Raw genomic sequence first — 14,587 nt, forward strand, 5'->3', positions numbered from 1 at the left:
GGCGCTCACATGAAAAGATGCAGGACGTGGTTGAGGACACCGCCGACGAAGAAGGCCGTGGGCATGATGATGGCGAGCATGATGGCGGCGGTGCGCATGCCCCGTTCCTTCACGATCATCATCACGCTGGCGATGCAGGGGACGAACAGGGTGATGGTCACCATGCCGACCACCGCCTGGATCATCGTCAGTTCGCTGCTCAGCGCGAACAGGCCGGTGGCGCCGAAGTCGCGGCGCAGGAAGCCCATGACGAAGGCGGCGCTGGCTTCGGGCGGCAGGCCCAGCCAGCCGGACACCAGCGGCTCGCCGGCCTTGATGATCCACGGCAGCACGCCGAGACGGTCGAGGAGGAACATCAGCAGCGTGCCGATCAGGAACAGTGGAATCACTTCCACCAGGTACCACTTCAGGCGGCCGCCCGTCTTCTTCAGCACATTGCCTAGCACCGGCATGCGCATGGGCGGCAGCTCGGTCACCAGCGGGATGCGGCGGCCCTTCACCAGCTTGCCGGCGAGGAAGCCGGCGGTCAGCAGGATCAGCAGCATGCAGCCGGCCCAGATCAGGGTGGCGTTGAAGGAGATGCCGCCGAGCAGGCCGAACACCACGCCCAGCTGCGCCGAACACGGAATCGCCAGCGCCATCAGGAAGATGGTGATCAGGCGTTCGCGCGGCGTCTGCAGGATGCGGGTGGTCAGCGTCGCCATGGTGACGCAGCCCAGGCCCAGCACCATGGGCAGCACCGCGCGGCCGTTGAGGCCGATGGCGGCGAACATGCGGTTGGCGATGACCGACAGGCGGGAGAAGTAGCCGGAATCCTCCAGCACGCCGAAGGCGAGGAAGAAGGTGGTGACGATGGGCAGGATCAGTGCCAGGGCGTAGGTCATGCCCATGGTCCACAAGCCGTACTCGCCCACCAGCAGGTCTGCGATCCAGGGGATGGTGACGTAGTGCTGGACGAAGTCGGTCATCGCCGGGTTCAGCACGCCGCCGAAGAAGTCTTCCTCCAGCAGTCCGACCAGCGTGCCGGCGCCGAAGTCGCCGACGAAGAGATAGACCACGTACAGCACCGCCAGCAGGATGGGCCAGCCCCAGACCGGGTGCACCGCCAACTGGCCGACCCGCATTGCCATCGTGCGGTCCTTGCCCGCGGCCTGCTTGGACACGGTGCGGCTCAGCGCCTCGGCGGCACGGCCGCGCTCGCGGGCAAGCAGCGCGGCGAGTGGCTCCTTGCGGCCAGCGGCGGTGTCGGCGATCAGCTTGCGGATCTCTGCGGCGCCGGCACCGGCTTTTTCGTCCAGCCAGGCGCTGACTTCGGGGTCGTGGCCCAGCAGCAGGATGGCGAGGCCGCGGGCGGCCAGGCGCGGATGCGGCGCATGGTGGGCGATGAGCCCGGTCACCGCCTGGATGGCGCGCTCGGTCTCGTCGTCGTAGCGCAACAGCGGGGCGGGCGCCGCCGCGTGCTTGAGCGCATCGGTCAGCGGCACCACGCCCTCGCCGCCGGTGGCGATGGTGGCGATCACCGGGATGCCCAGGCTTTCCGCCAGGGCCGCGGTATCCACCGTCACGCCGCGGGCGTTGGCCTCGTCGGTCATGTTCAGCGCCAGCACCATGGGCACGCCCAGTTCGGCCAGCAGCGCGGTGAGGTTCAGGGTCCGGCGCAGGTTCTTGGCGTCGCCCACCTGGATGAGGGTGCGCATATCCTCGTTCAGCAGGGCGCGCATGGTGGCGCGTTCATCGTCGCTGCGGGCGGGGAGGGAGAGCACCCCCGGGGTATCAAGGAGGGAGGCGTCGCGATCGAAACGGGGGGTGGCCCGCGACACTTCCACCGTGGTGCCGGGGTAGTTGGAAACGTTGACGTAAGTGCCTGTGAGGCGGTGGAACAGAACTGACTTACCGACGTTCGGATGGCCGACCAGAGCCAGGGTGCGGGCTGTGGCGTCCAGTGTTGCGCTAGGGGTCATGAGCGGGCAGGAAGGGGAATTGAGGGGGTGACTGAAACGTAATGTACCCGAAAGCAAGAATCAGTCTCAATAACAAGACCTTGCCGGGAGGAGGGATTTACCCTCCGTGAGCGGGAGTTGACCTGTTGCTGAGAGACGCTATTATTTGAAAATAGTTCTCATTGCTATCCGAACTGTCGTCCCCGTCCTCATCGGCTCGACATCCGTGGCGCCAGACGCCGGGGTGAGGGGCAGTAGGTGAGGCGGCCAGGCAGCCTAATTTCACCAAGGAGAATCCAGTGTCCCGTTACACCGGACCGCGACTGAAGGTCATGCGTGCCCTCGGCACAGAACTGCCCGGCTTGTCCCGCAAGCCGCTGGGCGAGCGCAACTATCCGCCGGGCCAGCATGGCCAGAAGAACCGGCGCAAGTCGGACTACGGCGTCAAGCTGATGGAGAAGCAGAAGCTGCGCCTGAACTACGGCCTGACCGAGAAGCAGATCCAGCGCCTGTTCCGTGAGGCCAAGCAGTCCAAGGCCCCGACCGGCGAGAAACTGCTGGAACTGCTGGAGTGCCGCCTGGACAACTTCGTGTTCCGCGCGGGCTTCGCCCCCACCACGGTGGCTGCGCGTCAGCTGGTTCGCCACAAGCATGTGCTGTACAACGGCCGTGCGGTGAATATTCCCTCCATCCGCATCGCTGCCGGCGACACCATCACCCTGACCGCCAAGGGCCGCAAGATTCCCTCCACGGTCGAGACGCTGGCCGAACCCGCGCTGACCCGGCCGGAGTGGCTGAGCTACGACGAAGCCCAACTCACCGCCACCGTCACCCGCCTGCCGGGTGCGGACGAAGTGCCCTTCCCGGTGGAAGTGCAGCACGTCGTCGAATACTACGCGGTGCGCATCTGATGGGCCGGGCGAACGATCTCTGCGGCACCCGGGCGCCGGAGCGGGTGGGCGAAGGCCCGAGCTACAGCGCCGAGCCGGAGATGGCGCTTGCTGCGCTGCTGCACCTGCTCACTCGTTTCCCGGCCAAGCAGACGCCGGCCATTGCCGCGGCGATCGTCGCCCACCTGCGCATCATCGAGGATGACCCGCGCATTGCGGCCTGCGTGCGGGATTGCGCTGGGCGCCTCACCGACGACTGGCGTGCCTATACCATGTTGTGCGATGAGCTGGCCGATGCCCCGGCCCGTTCGTTCTCCTGAGGGACTCGACGGAAGGCATAGCCTGACCCTCTCTGCATCGTGGTTTATGGCATGTCGAAATGCCCGGGTCATCCTCAGGACGGCCTGGGCATTTTTCTTGACATGGCCATCCCTGGTAACTAAATGGAAATGACGAAACCCTGAAAGAATATTCGACATGAGAGGGGGGAGCATGGCAAAGCCCGTCAGTCCGCGTCCTTGGAAATGCCGATGCTTCTTGATCGGCCTTGCGCTCCTTCTCCCGGCCGGTGCGGCATTCGGTGCCACGGCCACTGCCACCTTCTCGGTTACGGCGACAGTGCTTGCCAACTGCATCGTCAGCGCGTCGCCGCTCGCCTTCGGCAACTACTCCTCCCTGCAACTGGACGCCACCACCACCGTCACCGTCACCTGCACCTCGGGCACCACCTATAACGTTGGTCTTGACGCCGGCATCGGCAGCGGCGCCACCGTGACTACCCGGCGGATGTCCGGCGTGGGCACCCTGAACTACACCCTCTACAGCGATTCAGCCCGGACCACGGTATTCGGCAACACCGTCGGCACCAACACCGTTGCGGCAACGGGCACCGGCAGTGCCCAGCCGCTCACGGTCTATGGGCGGATTCCGGGTGGCCAGTACCCGGCCGCCGGCAGCTACACGGACACCATCACCGTCACCGTGACCTACTGACGGGGGCCACCATGCGTCCCCGTCGGCTCTGCTTCTTCTCGGCGGTCTGCCTGCTGCTGGGAGCGGGATTCGCGCTCGCCCGCGACGTGTGGGCTGCGGCGGTGCTGGAGATTGCGCCGGTCGTCCATGAACTGAGCGGCGAGCGCCGGCTGGCATCGATGACCGTGACCAATCGTGGCGGCAGTCCGACCTGGGTGCAGTTGCGCGCTTTCGACTGGCGACAGCCGGGCGATGGCGACGAGCTTCAGCCCACCGGCCAGGTCGCGATATCGCCGCCGATGTTCGAGCTGCGCCCGGGCGAGGCGCAGATCGTCCGCATCCTGGTACGGCCGGAGGCCACCGCGGACGAACGGGCTTTCCGCCTGCTGCTGGACGAAATTCCGCCGCCGGAATCGGTGCAGGGCGTGCGCTTCGTGCTGCAGGTGTCGCTTCCCATCTTCCTCGCGCCCACCGGCCCGCAGCCGCCGCCTCCGGCTACGCCGCCGCTGGCCATGGAGGTACAGATCGGGCAGCGCATCCTGCAGATACGCAACCTGAGCAAAACGCATGTGCGCTTGTCCCAACTCGCCCTGTGGGCGCCGGATGGCGGACAGCTGGAACTGCAGACCCTGCCGTCGCCTTACCTGCTGGCCGGGGCGCAGCGGCGGATCGCGATCAAGGGTGACGGCGCGCTGAACCTGCAGCCTGGGGCGAAGCTGGTGCTCAGCATGTGGACTGTAGCGGGGCGCCTGGATGTTCCGGTGGTCGCGGTTCCGTGAGCCCCCGCTTGCCTGGCGCTCCTTCCTGCTTCTGCTCGGCGCCATGTCATGCTGCTGTAGCTTGCTTGCCCGGGCCGAGGAGAGGACCTTGCTGCTGGAAGTGAGCATCAATGGGGTGTCCCTGCAGCGGGTAGGCGAGTTCGGGATGCGCGAGGGCATCCTGGAAGCCGCCGCCGACGAGTGGCGCTCGCTCGGCTTCAGCGTGCCGGGCGAGATCGGAGATGCCACCCGGGTGTCGGCGGACTCCCTGCCCGAAGTCATTCCCCGCATCGACGAACTGACGCAGGCGGTGGATTTCACCGTGCCGCCGGCCCGCCTGCGCGAGCGCGTCATCAACGCCAGCGAGCAGGCGGCAGTCCGGCGCTATGAGAGCGGCACCGGGCTGGTCGCCAACTACACCCTGGTCGGTACCCGCAGCAGCGAGGACACCAACCTCTCCGGAGCGCTGGAGCTGCGAGCGTTTTCGCCGCAAGGCGTGGGCTCGCATTCCATGCTTTTCACCAATTCGGGCATCAGCCGGCGTTCGATCCGGCTTGATACCAGCTACGTCATTTCCAACCCCGAGGCCATGAACCGGCTGCGCCTGGGGGATTTCATCGGCCAAGGCCCCCAGTGGGCGCGGTCGGTGCGCCTGGGCGGCGTGCAATGGACAACCGATTTCTCGCTGCGGCCGGACCTGGTGACCTTCCCGGTCGCACGGCTGGAAGGGCTGGTCGCAGTGCCTTCCACGGTGGACCTGCTGGTCAATGGCGTGCGGCAGCTGTCCCAGACGGTGGGGCCGGGGCCCTTCGAGATCCGCCAGCCGCCCATGGTCACCGGGCGCGGTGACATCAGCCTGGTCGTGCGCGACGCGCTCGGGCGGGAAACGGTGCAGACGCTGAGCTACTACGCCTCGGAACGGCTGCTGGTGGAGGAGCTCTCGTCCAGCACCGTCGAGCTGGGCTGGATACGGCGCAATTACGGCTTGTACAGCAACGACTACGCCAGCCTGGCCGGCACCGCCTCCTGGCGCCGTGGCGTGCGCGACTGGCTGACGCTGGGCCTGCATGGCGAAGCGGCCAGCGGGGTCGCCGTTGCCGGCGGCGACGCGGTGATAGGCCTGGGCTCCTTCGGCCTGCTGGGCCTCACCGTGGCGGCGAGCCGTAACAGGGGCGCGCTGTACGGCTACAGCTATGAGCGCATGGACAGCGGCTTCAGCTTCGGCTTCTCCCAGCAAAGGCGGGTGGCGGAGTATTCCGACCTGGCCGCAGAGCTGGGCGAAACCATGCCCAGGGCGCAGACCCGTGCCTTCGCCGGCTACAGCTTCGGTCCATACGGCCACCTGGGCGTGGCCTACACCGCCCAGCGCGCTGCCGCCATGCCCACCCCCTGGAACGATGGCCAGCGGCCGACTTACAACACCCGCATCCTCTCCGCCAGCTACACCCTGTCGCTCACGCGCACCGCCTCGCTCTTCCTCTCTGCCTTCAAGGACTTCGACGACCGGAATACCCACGGCATTGCGGTGGGCCTCAGCATTGCGCTGGACCGCAACACCTCGGGCACGCTGTCCCACAGCCGCGACGGCGATCTCAATACCTTCAGTGCCATCCTCCACCGTCCCGCCTTCGCGATCGGCGACTGGGGCCTGCGGCTGCAGGGCGATGATGGCGACTACCCGCGCCAGCAAGCGGAGGTGGAATATCGCGCCCGCTGGCTGCGCTCGCGCTGGGGCATGGAGCGCTTCCGCGGCAAGACGGTGACGCGGGCGCAGCTGGAGGGCTCCATCGCCTACCTGGATGGCGGGCTGTTCGCCAGCGAGTCCATCGAAGACAGCTTCGCGGTGGTCGAAACCCCGGGCCTGGCGGATGTGGGCGTGTATTACGAGAACCGCCCGATAGGCCGTACCGGGTTGGACGGCAAGCTGCTGGTGCCGGACCTCCGCGCCTACGAGCGCAATGCCATTTCCATCGATGTGCTGGACATCCCCTTCCACCTCGGCCTCGACTCCGACCGCAAGGACGTCTACCCGGCCGACCGCTCCGGCGTCGGCGTGCGCTTCGAGGTGAGCTATCGGCGCGCGGCGGAGATCGTCCTCGTGCTGGGGGAAGACGAACCGGTGCCGCTGGGCGCCACCGCCAGCTACCTGGATGGCGAGCCGACGCCGGTCGGCCATGATGGCAGGGTCTACATGCGGGGCCTTGCCGACTTCGGTCAGTTGCGGGTGACGCTGCCCGACCTCAGCACCTGCGTGGCGGAGTACGATTTCGCCGGCACCTCGGATCAGCTGCCCACCCTGGGGCCGGTGCCATGCCGCTGAACAGGGCGAGGCTCGGCGCGATCCGGCTGGGGGGCCTGTTGCTCGCCGCGCTGCCTGGGTGGGCGGTGGCGGTGACGTGTGGGGTGTCGGCCACAAGCACCGCGTTTGGCGTGTATTCGCCAAACGCGGGCACATCGCTGGATACCACCGGAACGGTCACGGTGACCTGCCAGCCGGATATCGCGGCGCTGCTGTTTCCCTACTCCGTCCGCCTGTCCACCGGCGGCAGCGCCACTTATTCGCCGCGGCGCATGTTCAACGGCGCCGCCAGCCTGCAGTACCAACTCTATTTCGATAGCGCGAGAACCCAGGTCTGGGGCGACGGCACCGGCGCCACCGTCTTCCTGAGCGACTCCATCCTCCTCAGCGTGCTGGCGCCGGTGACGCGCAATTACACCGTGTATGGCCGTATTCCCAGCGGCCAGACCGGGGCGGCTGCCGGGAGCTACCTGGACACCATCACCGTCACCATCAGCTATTGAGCGCCGCCGCCGAGAGCCTGGCGGCGGGGGGTCAGACCTCCGCCCACATCCGCAGCAGGTTGTGATAGTGGCTGGTGAGTGCCACCACCTCCTCGTTGTCGCCCACGCGGGCGCGCAGCTTCTGAATGGTGCAGTCCAGGTCGAACATCATGTTCCGCTTCCAGTCGTCGCGGACCATGCTCTGCGTCCACAGGAAGGAACAGACGCGCGCACCGGCGGTGACCGGTTCGACGCGGTGCAGGCTGGTGGAGGGATAGACGATGGCGTCGCCGGCCGGGAGCCTGGCGGAATGGGTGCCGTAGCTGTCTTCCACGATCAGGTCGCCGCCCTCGTATTCGTCGGGGTCGGTGAAGAACAGCGTGGTCGACACATCCGAGCGGATGTTGATCTCCGAACCCCAGGGGCGCCGGATGGCGTTATCCACATGGTTGCCGAACTCCTCGCCGCCCTCATAGCGGTTGAAGTACGGCGGCAGGATGCGGTTCGGAAGCGCGGCCGAGAAGAACAAGGGGTTGCGCATCAAGGCGGCGGTGACGATCTCCCGCAGGCGGCGGAGAGTGGCCGTGTTCTCGGGAAGCTGGCGGTTGCGTTTCACCTGTGCTGCCTGTGCGCCGGCGGTAACCAGCCCGTTTTCCCAGTCGGCGGCGAACAAAAGCTGACGGCACTCGGCGAGTTCGTCGCGGGTGAGGACTTCGGGAACGTGCAGCATCATGGTGGTCAGGCTCCGGGAAGGCACTCCCGCCGTGGAAGGGGGAGGGTGAAGATCGGGGAGGTCGCCGGCAGTGTCGGCGGGCATGGAGCCCGTAATACTGCGCTTGCCTGGGGGCAGGCCGGCGATGGATTTCTCGTCTGTCAGGTGGTGCTTCCGGTGGGCTCCGGCGCGGCTGCGTCCGCCCCTCTGATTCTTCCGCACGCGCTGCGGCTTCGTCCGCTACGGCTCGTCCATCCAGTTCCGGGGAGCCCAGGGGCATCGCTGCCCCTGGGGCCAAGGCCGGCTTAGAACTTCAGGTTGGCCGTGAGGATGGCCTGGCGGCCGGGCGCCACGGAAACCATGTGGGTCGAATACGCCTTGTCGTAGTAGGTCTTGTCGAACAGGTTCTGGACGTTCAGGCGCAGGCTCACGGTCTTGTTGATCTCGTAGCTGGCCATCGCGTCGAAGCGCCAGTAGGACGGCACCCACTTGGTGTTGGCGGTGTTTCCGTACACCTTGGACATGTAGAACGCGCCGCCGCCCAGCACCAGCTTGGGCATCAACTCATAGCTGGACCACAGGCTGAAGCTGTCTTTCGGCGTGTTGGGGAAGCGGTTGCCCTTGTCGGTCGCCGCGGTGGTGGGGCCGGGGTCGCTCAACTCGCTGTCGAGCCGGGTGTAGCCGGCGGAAACGTTCCACTGCTTGGTGATGGCGCCGGCGACGCCAAGCTCGAAGCCCTTGATGCGCTGGGTGCCGACGGTGTCCATGATGCCGGTGGCCACGGTGACCTTGGCGTTGGTCTTCTTCATGTCGAAGAGGGCGGCGCTGAGCGAGAGGCGGTTGTCCAGCAGGTTCCACTTGGTGCCCAGCTCGTAGCTGCGGGTTTCTTCCGGCTCCAGGTTCTGGTTGGCGGCCGAGATGTTGTCCGCGCCGTCGCCGGTGGTGATGCCGGACGGGTTGGCCGAGGTGGCGTAGTTGAGGTACACGCTGCCGTTTTCCAGCGGCTTGAACACCAGGCCGGCCTGCCAGCTCCAGAAGTGGGTGTCGCTCTTCAGGTAGTTGGCGGCGGCGGGCGCCGTTCCGTTGGTGGTGTAGGGCGTCTGCTTGGTGTCGAAGTGGTCCCAGCGCGCGCCGACGTTGAGCAGCCACTGCTTGTGCAGGGTCAGGGTGTCGAACAGGTAGGCGGCCTGGGTGTTGGTCTTGATCTTGTTGCCGGCGGTGGCGCGGGTCACTGTGCCGTTCCAGGCGTCGTCGGCGTCCGGGTCGGCGATGTTGGCGAAACTCGCCCCCTGGTACTGGACGCCGTTGATGTTGGTGCCGGTGACGGTGTAGCCCCGGCTGTCCACTTCATTCTCGCTGAACTCGATGCCGGTGGCGAAGTTGTGCTTGATGAAGCCGGTCTGGAATTCGCCGGTCAGCTCGGTGGCGTTCACATACCCCTCGCTGACCGAATGGCGGTTCTTGGAGGAGCGGTTGAGGAAGCCGGCCGGCAGGGTGGCGGTATTGGGTGCAGTGCCCAGGGTGATGTTGCCGTTGGTGATGTTCAAGCCGGAAGAGTCGCCCGGGTTGGTCACCACGTAGTCGTTCAGCGAACGGGTGTAGCGGGTGCGGTTGCGGATGGTGAGCTTGTCGTTGATGTCATGCTCGATGCGCAAGGTGCCGGAATCCACTTCGGTTTCGCGGAAATCCCTGTCCTTGAGGCCGTAGAAGTTCTCGCGGTCCACATGCAGCGGGCCGCCGTCGCCGTTGTAGATGGCGTTGGGCGAGGTCGCGGCGTAAGGGTTGTTGTAGGGAATGCCGTAGTCGGGCAGGTCGTCGGTTTCGTAATGGTAGTAGTCCACCCCGATACGCGTCGGCGTGCCGATGCCGAGGTTGAAGGACAGGGCGGCGCCGAGGTGGTCGTTATAGACCTCGTCGCGGCCGGCGACGTCGCTGTCTTCCTTCATCACGTTCAGGCGCACGGCCACGGTGTCGGCCAGCTGGCGGTTTACATCGACGGTGGCGCGCCTGTAGTTGGCGGTGCCGAGGCCCAGGCCGATGTCGGCCGAGTTGCCGAGGTGAGCCTGCTTGCTGGTGAGGTTGATGGAACCGCCGATGGCGCCGCCGCCGCTGAAGGCGGAATCCGGGCCCTTGACCACGTCCACCTGCTCGACGTTGAACATGTCGCGGGATTGCGAACTGGGGTCGCGCAGGCCGTCGATGAACGTGGCGGACTGGCTGTCGTAGCCGCGGATGAAGGGGCGGTCGCCCGAGGGGTTGCCGCCTTCGCCCATGCCGAAGGTGATGCCGGGCACCGTGCGCAGGGCGTCTTGCAGCGTCAGGGCATTGGTTTCGCGCAGAACCTGCTCGGTAACGACGGTGATCGACTTCGGTGTGTCCACCAAGGGGGCGGTGTATTTGCTGGAGGCGGCGGACTCGGTCTTGTAGCTGCCTTCCGCCTCGGCGCTGACTTTGACCTCGGGCAGGGTCTGCACCGACTGGGCAAGGGCGCTGGCGGGAAGCGCCAGGGCGAGGGCGGTGAGCGCCGCGCTCTGGGAGAGCTGCGGCTGTCGGCGCACGGCGTGCTTCTGATGTTTGATATGAGCCATCGGGAACTGCTCCTGGGTTTAGTGTTTTGGAAAGACAGGACGGCTGGCTGGCTTCCCGGCACTCGCTTGGAGCAGGGTGGCTGGCTGGTTTGTACAACTTGTTTTGGAATAGTAATGATTTCCATTTATATCTCTCAAGTTGCAACAAGCCGCTCGCCACGCTTGTTGTGCAGATGCAACAAATTCTTATTGCATTCTTAATTGGTCCTGAAAGAAGAGGGTGTTTCCTGGACTTGAAGGGCTGTCGCTGCCGGCGGAGTGGCTACCGGCTTCAGTACACATCCCGCCGATATCGGCCCTGGGCGATCAGTTCGTCCCGTGCTTCCTCGCCGATCTCGCAGCTGATCACCGCGTCCACCGCCGGCGCCATGCCTACCGCGTTGCCGCAGACGTAGATCGCCGCACCTTCCTCCAGCCACTGCCGCAGCTCGGCGGTGGCGTCGGCAAGGCGGTGCTGGACATAGACCGGCTCGGCACCATCGCGGGAAAAAGCGAGGTCCAGCCGGGCCAGCAGGCCGCGCTGCTGCCAGTCCAGCACTTCTTCCCGGTAGTGGAAATCGGCGGCAGCGTTGCGTTCGCCGAAGATCAGCCAGTTGCGGCTCGCACCGGCGCGTTCGCGCTGGCGCAGGTGGGCGCGCAGGCCGGCGATGCCGGTGCCGTTGCCGACCAGGATCAGGGGGCGACCGGCATTGGCGCCGAGGCGGAAGTTCTCGTGGGGGCGCAATCGCAGCGAGATGGCGGCGCCGATGCCGGCGCCCTCGGTGAGCCAGCCGGATGCCACGCCCAAGGCGCCATCGGCGTCGCGTTGCTGGCGTACCAGCAGCAGCAGGCGGCCTTCCTGGGGAAGCGAGGCGATGGAGTATTCGCGGGGCCGTTCCGGGTCGGCAGGTGCCAGTACCTGTACCAGGTCGCCGGCTTCCCACGCCGGCAGCGGGGCGCCATCCGCCGGGACGAGTTCGACATGGAAGGCCGGCGCGCCGGCGCTGCCCGGGTTGGCCAGGCGACGGGCGCTCAGGCGCCAGTGTTCATAGGCCGGGCCGCGCCAGTCGGGCAGGTCGCCGGTGCCGGCGATGTGGCCGAGTTCGTGCTGCCAGCGCTGCAGGGCGGCGGCGTTGCCGTTGTCCACCTCGATGGCGGGGAAGATGGCGTGGGCGCCGTTGTGGCGCAGCCAGCCATTCAGCGCGCGGCCGAAGCCGCAGAAGCGGGCGTATTCGCTGTCGCCCAGGGCGAGCAGGCCGTAATGCAGATGCGCGAGCGGCAAATCGCCGGCCATGATGCGGCGGGCGAACAGGGCGCCGTTGTCCGGCGGGTCGCCCTCGCCGCAGGTGCTGACGAGGAAGAGCGCCTCTTCGCTGTCGGCGAGCATCTCCTGGGTTAGCTGGCCCAGCGGGAGCAGCCGGGTCGGCGTGCCGGCCGCCTGCAGGGCTTCGGCGGCGGCGCGGGCGAGTTGCTCGGCGAAGCCGGTCTGGCTGGCGTAGCTGACGAGCACCGGCCTGCCGCTGCCGGCGCCGGGCGCGAGTACCGCCGCAGCATGGGCAGCGCGCTGCCGCCGCCTGCGCTCGCGCAGGCCGGTCGCCAGGCAGAGCGCCGCGTAGAGCAGCAGGACGAGGCCGGCTGCGGCGAGCCGGCTGGGTTCCAGGAGAGGCATCGGCGGGGTGGTGGGTGGAGGTGGTTCGGGGAGGGCGCCCGAGGTGCTCGGGCGCCTGTTCCGCTTGGTGCATCGGGTTGGTTCTGAGCGGCGCCAAAGCCGGGGGCCTTGGCGGACTGCAGGCGCCCGCCCGGACGGAAGTGGCGAGCCGCCTCAAATGACTGCGGGCGGAGGCGCAAGCGCGGCCCCGCCCGCAACAGCGCCGGGGCCGGCTGGCCCTGTTCGCTTATTCCGGCAGGACTTCGAAGGTGGCGACGTAGGAGAGGCGGCGTTCCTTGGCCTGTTTCACCGTGGTCTTGTCGTCGGTCACGTCGGCGTCCAGCCAGTACATGCCGGCCTGCGGCCACTTCACGCTGAACTTGCCCTCGGCGTCGGTGGTGAGCTTGATCTCTTCCAGCTGGTTGCGGTAGCGGCTGCCGCCGCGCACCAGCACGACTTCGATGCCGGCGGCGGGCTTGCCGTCCACCTGGAAGCGGAAGGTGGCGCTTTCACCGGCGAAGAGGTCATTCGGATGGGTCACCGGCACCAGTTCCAGGCCCTTGCCGGTGGGCTGGATGGCGCTGGGCTTGCCCACGGTGACGAAGGTTTCCAGCCGGCTGACGGATTCGGTGACGCGCAGCTCGGTGGCGTTGGCCGGCACTTCCTTGGCGAAGTTTTCGGCGTTGCCGCGGAAGCGCTTCGGCTGGTCGCCTTCCTTCCACATGGCCATGATGCCGTCGTTCACCACCGCCAGGCGGTAGGTGCCGGTCTGCGTCAGGTTGAGGTCGAACACGGTGCGCAGCTTGCCCTGCTGCAGGTTCTCGGTCGGCACGGTGCTGCCGTCCGGCGCGCTGACCACCAGGTTGTCCACCCGCAGCGGCACATGGTTGAAGTGGAAGACGTCGTTGGCGACCGCGGCGTCCACCGTGATGTAGGAGGCCTTGGACAGCACGGTGGAAGAGGGCAGCAGCCAGAAGTTGTGGGCGTGCGCGGCCGGCAGTTGCAGGCAGAAGGCGAGGGCGGCGGCGAGCTTGAGGGTGTGTTTCATTCGAAGTCTCCTAGCGTGGTCATTCGGGAATTCAGGGCTTGAGCTGGACGGTGATGGCGCCGAGTTCGTGCTGGCCTTGCGCTTTCAGCTGCTCGGCCTTCTGCGGCGGCCACTGGAAGGGCACGGTGAGCAGTTCGCGGCCGCCGACTTCGCGCGCGGCTTCCACCACCAGGCGGTATTCGCCCGCCGGCAGCTTGCCCAGCGGCACGCTGCCCTCGGCGAAGCTCAGGCTGTGCTTGCCGGGGGCGCGGGTGGCGCTGGTGACGCCGTCGATCGGCACTTCCAGCTCGCGGCCGGCGCGGCGCCACCACTGGCGCAGATCCTTCAGCCACTTGGTGCCTTCGTTGTTGCGCATCTTGCCGTCGTACCAGACCGCCAGATTGGCGGCGACGCTGTTGTCCGGCCGTTCGATCCAGGCAGCAACGTAGGGGCGGTGGTACTCGGCGACGCTGAGGCGGGGGATTTCCACTTCGAGGTCGATGTTGGCGGCCAGGGCCGGGGCGGCGGCCAGCAGGCTGGTGGCGAGGAGCAGGGTGCGGCGCATGGAGGTCTCGGTTTGGGTTGAACGGACGGGCGCTGCGGGCGAGCGCTCAATGGATGAAGAGGATGGCCAGCAGCGCCGGAATCACCACGCCGAGGCCGACGATGGGCCAGGTGGAAGGCCGATTGCCGGCATGCATCTGCAGGATGAACAGTCCGGTAATGGAGAACACCAGGCAGGCGGCGGCGAAGATGTCGATGAACCAGCTCCAGGCGGTGCCTGCGTGGCGGCCCTTGTGCAGGTCGTTGAGATAGGCGATCCAGCCGCGGTCGGTGTCTTCGTATTCCAGTGCGCCGTCGTTCAGGTCCACCCGCAGCCAGGCGTCGCCGCCGGGGCGGGGCAGGGCGAGGTAGACCTCGTCGGCGGACCATTCGGCCTCTGTGTCGCGGGTGCGGATGCCGAGCTCATCGAGCAGCCAGGCGCGGAGGTCGGCGGGCAGATGTGCGGCTTCGCCCTGCGGCCCGCTTTCGGCCTGCGTCTTCAGGTGTTCCAGCAGCGTCGGTGGCAGCTGACTTTCCCGGGTGTGGATGTGCGGCTTGGCTTCGATGTCGCCCGCGTGGTTGAGGGTGATGCCGGTGATGGCGAACAGCAGCATGCCGAGCAGGCACAGTGCGGAGCTGATCCAATGCCATTGGTGCAGCGTCTTCAGCCAGCCGCTGCGCCGGGCCTGCCGCCGCGCCGCCTGATCGGCGGCGGGCGCGCTGCTGCGCGGGGGGGAGGATTCCTGGGG

The 14,587-nt window shown here is 67.1% G+C and carries 13 protein-coding genes; 6 read left to right on the forward strand and 7 right to left on the reverse strand.

Going from position 1 to position 14,587, the window contains the following annotated elements; genetic code table 11:
- Positions 1-5 precede the first annotated feature (5 nt).
- Entirely contained in the window at positions 6-1,961 is a 1,956-nt protein-coding gene (gene feoB / locus GRF61_RS13360) for a ferrous iron transport protein B (protein ID WP_169151139.1), read from the reverse strand.
- A 278-nt stretch (positions 1,962-2,239) separates the two neighbouring features.
- Here feoB and rpsD point away from each other — a divergent pair, with 278 nt between their 5' ends.
- From rpsD to GRF61_RS13390, 6 genes are all read left to right on the forward strand, one after another.
- The gene (gene rpsD / locus GRF61_RS13365) at positions 2,240-2,851 is read left to right on the forward strand and encodes a 30S ribosomal protein S4 (RefSeq protein WP_169151140.1); all 612 of its coding nucleotides are present in this window, start codon (positions 2,240-2,242) and stop codon (positions 2,849-2,851) included.
- A complete protein-coding gene (locus GRF61_RS13370; RefSeq protein ID WP_169151141.1) occupies positions 2,851-3,150 on the forward strand; it encodes a hypothetical protein in 300 nt (99 codons plus the stop codon). The genes rpsD and GRF61_RS13370 overlap by 1 nt, the downstream gene beginning before the upstream one ends.
- 172 nt (positions 3,151-3,322) lie before the next feature.
- Positions 3,323-3,823 carry a spore coat U domain-containing protein gene (locus GRF61_RS13375; protein WP_169151142.1) on the forward strand — a complete coding sequence of 167 codons (501 nt, stop codon included), beginning with the start codon at positions 3,323-3,325 and terminating at the stop codon, positions 3,821-3,823.
- Between the two features lie 11 nt (positions 3,824-3,834).
- On the forward strand, positions 3,835-4,581 hold the full coding sequence (locus GRF61_RS13380) for a fimbria/pilus periplasmic chaperone (RefSeq protein WP_169151143.1): 747 nt from the start codon (positions 3,835-3,837) through the stop codon (positions 4,579-4,581).
- Positions 4,582-4,669: 88 nt separating this feature from the next.
- Positions 4,670-6,880, forward strand: coding sequence for a fimbria/pilus outer membrane usher protein (locus GRF61_RS13385; RefSeq protein ID WP_169151144.1), 2,211 nt, complete (start codon positions 4,670-4,672; stop codon positions 6,878-6,880).
- A complete protein-coding gene (locus GRF61_RS13390; protein ID WP_169151145.1) occupies positions 6,871-7,362 on the forward strand; it encodes a spore coat U domain-containing protein in 492 nt (163 codons plus the stop codon). Before GRF61_RS13385 ends, GRF61_RS13390 begins: the two co-directional genes overlap by 10 nt.
- Before the next feature lie 31 nt (positions 7,363-7,393).
- On the opposite strand, the gene GRF61_RS13395 is transcribed toward GRF61_RS13390, so the two are convergent.
- The 6 genes from GRF61_RS13395 to GRF61_RS13420 form a co-directional block, all read right to left on the reverse strand.
- A complete protein-coding gene (locus GRF61_RS13395; protein ID WP_169151146.1) occupies positions 7,394-8,074 on the reverse strand; it encodes a Fe2+-dependent dioxygenase in 681 nt (226 codons plus the stop codon).
- 284 nt (positions 8,075-8,358) lie between these two features.
- A complete protein-coding gene (locus GRF61_RS13400) occupies positions 8,359-10,641 on the reverse strand; it encodes a TonB-dependent siderophore receptor (protein WP_169151147.1) in 2,283 nt (760 codons plus the stop codon).
- Positions 10,642-10,912: 271 nt separating this feature from the next.
- Positions 10,913-12,289, reverse strand: a complete 1,377-nt coding sequence (locus tag GRF61_RS13405) for a sulfite reductase subunit alpha (protein WP_169151148.1) — start codon at positions 12,287-12,289, stop codon at positions 10,913-10,915.
- 226 nt (positions 12,290-12,515) lie between these two features.
- Complete coding sequence (locus GRF61_RS13410; protein ID WP_169151149.1) at positions 12,516-13,316, reverse strand: DUF4198 domain-containing protein; 801 nt, start codon at positions 13,314-13,316, stop codon at positions 12,516-12,518.
- A gap of 31 nt (positions 13,317-13,347) precedes the next feature.
- Positions 13,348-13,860 carry a DUF2271 domain-containing protein gene (locus GRF61_RS13415; protein WP_169151150.1) on the reverse strand — a complete coding sequence of 171 codons (513 nt, stop codon included), beginning with the start codon at positions 13,858-13,860 and terminating at the stop codon, positions 13,348-13,350.
- Positions 13,861-13,906: 46 nt separating this feature from the next.
- Positions 13,907-14,587 (reverse strand): PepSY-associated TM helix domain-containing protein (locus GRF61_RS13420; RefSeq protein ID WP_248281232.1); only part of this gene is annotated, 681 nt, incomplete at its 5' end.

Origin of the sequence: Azoarcus sp. TTM-91 (assembly GCF_012911025.1) — a bacterium.
In the GTDB taxonomy this organism is placed as follows: Bacteria; Pseudomonadota; Gammaproteobacteria; order Burkholderiales; family Rhodocyclaceae; genus Azoarcus.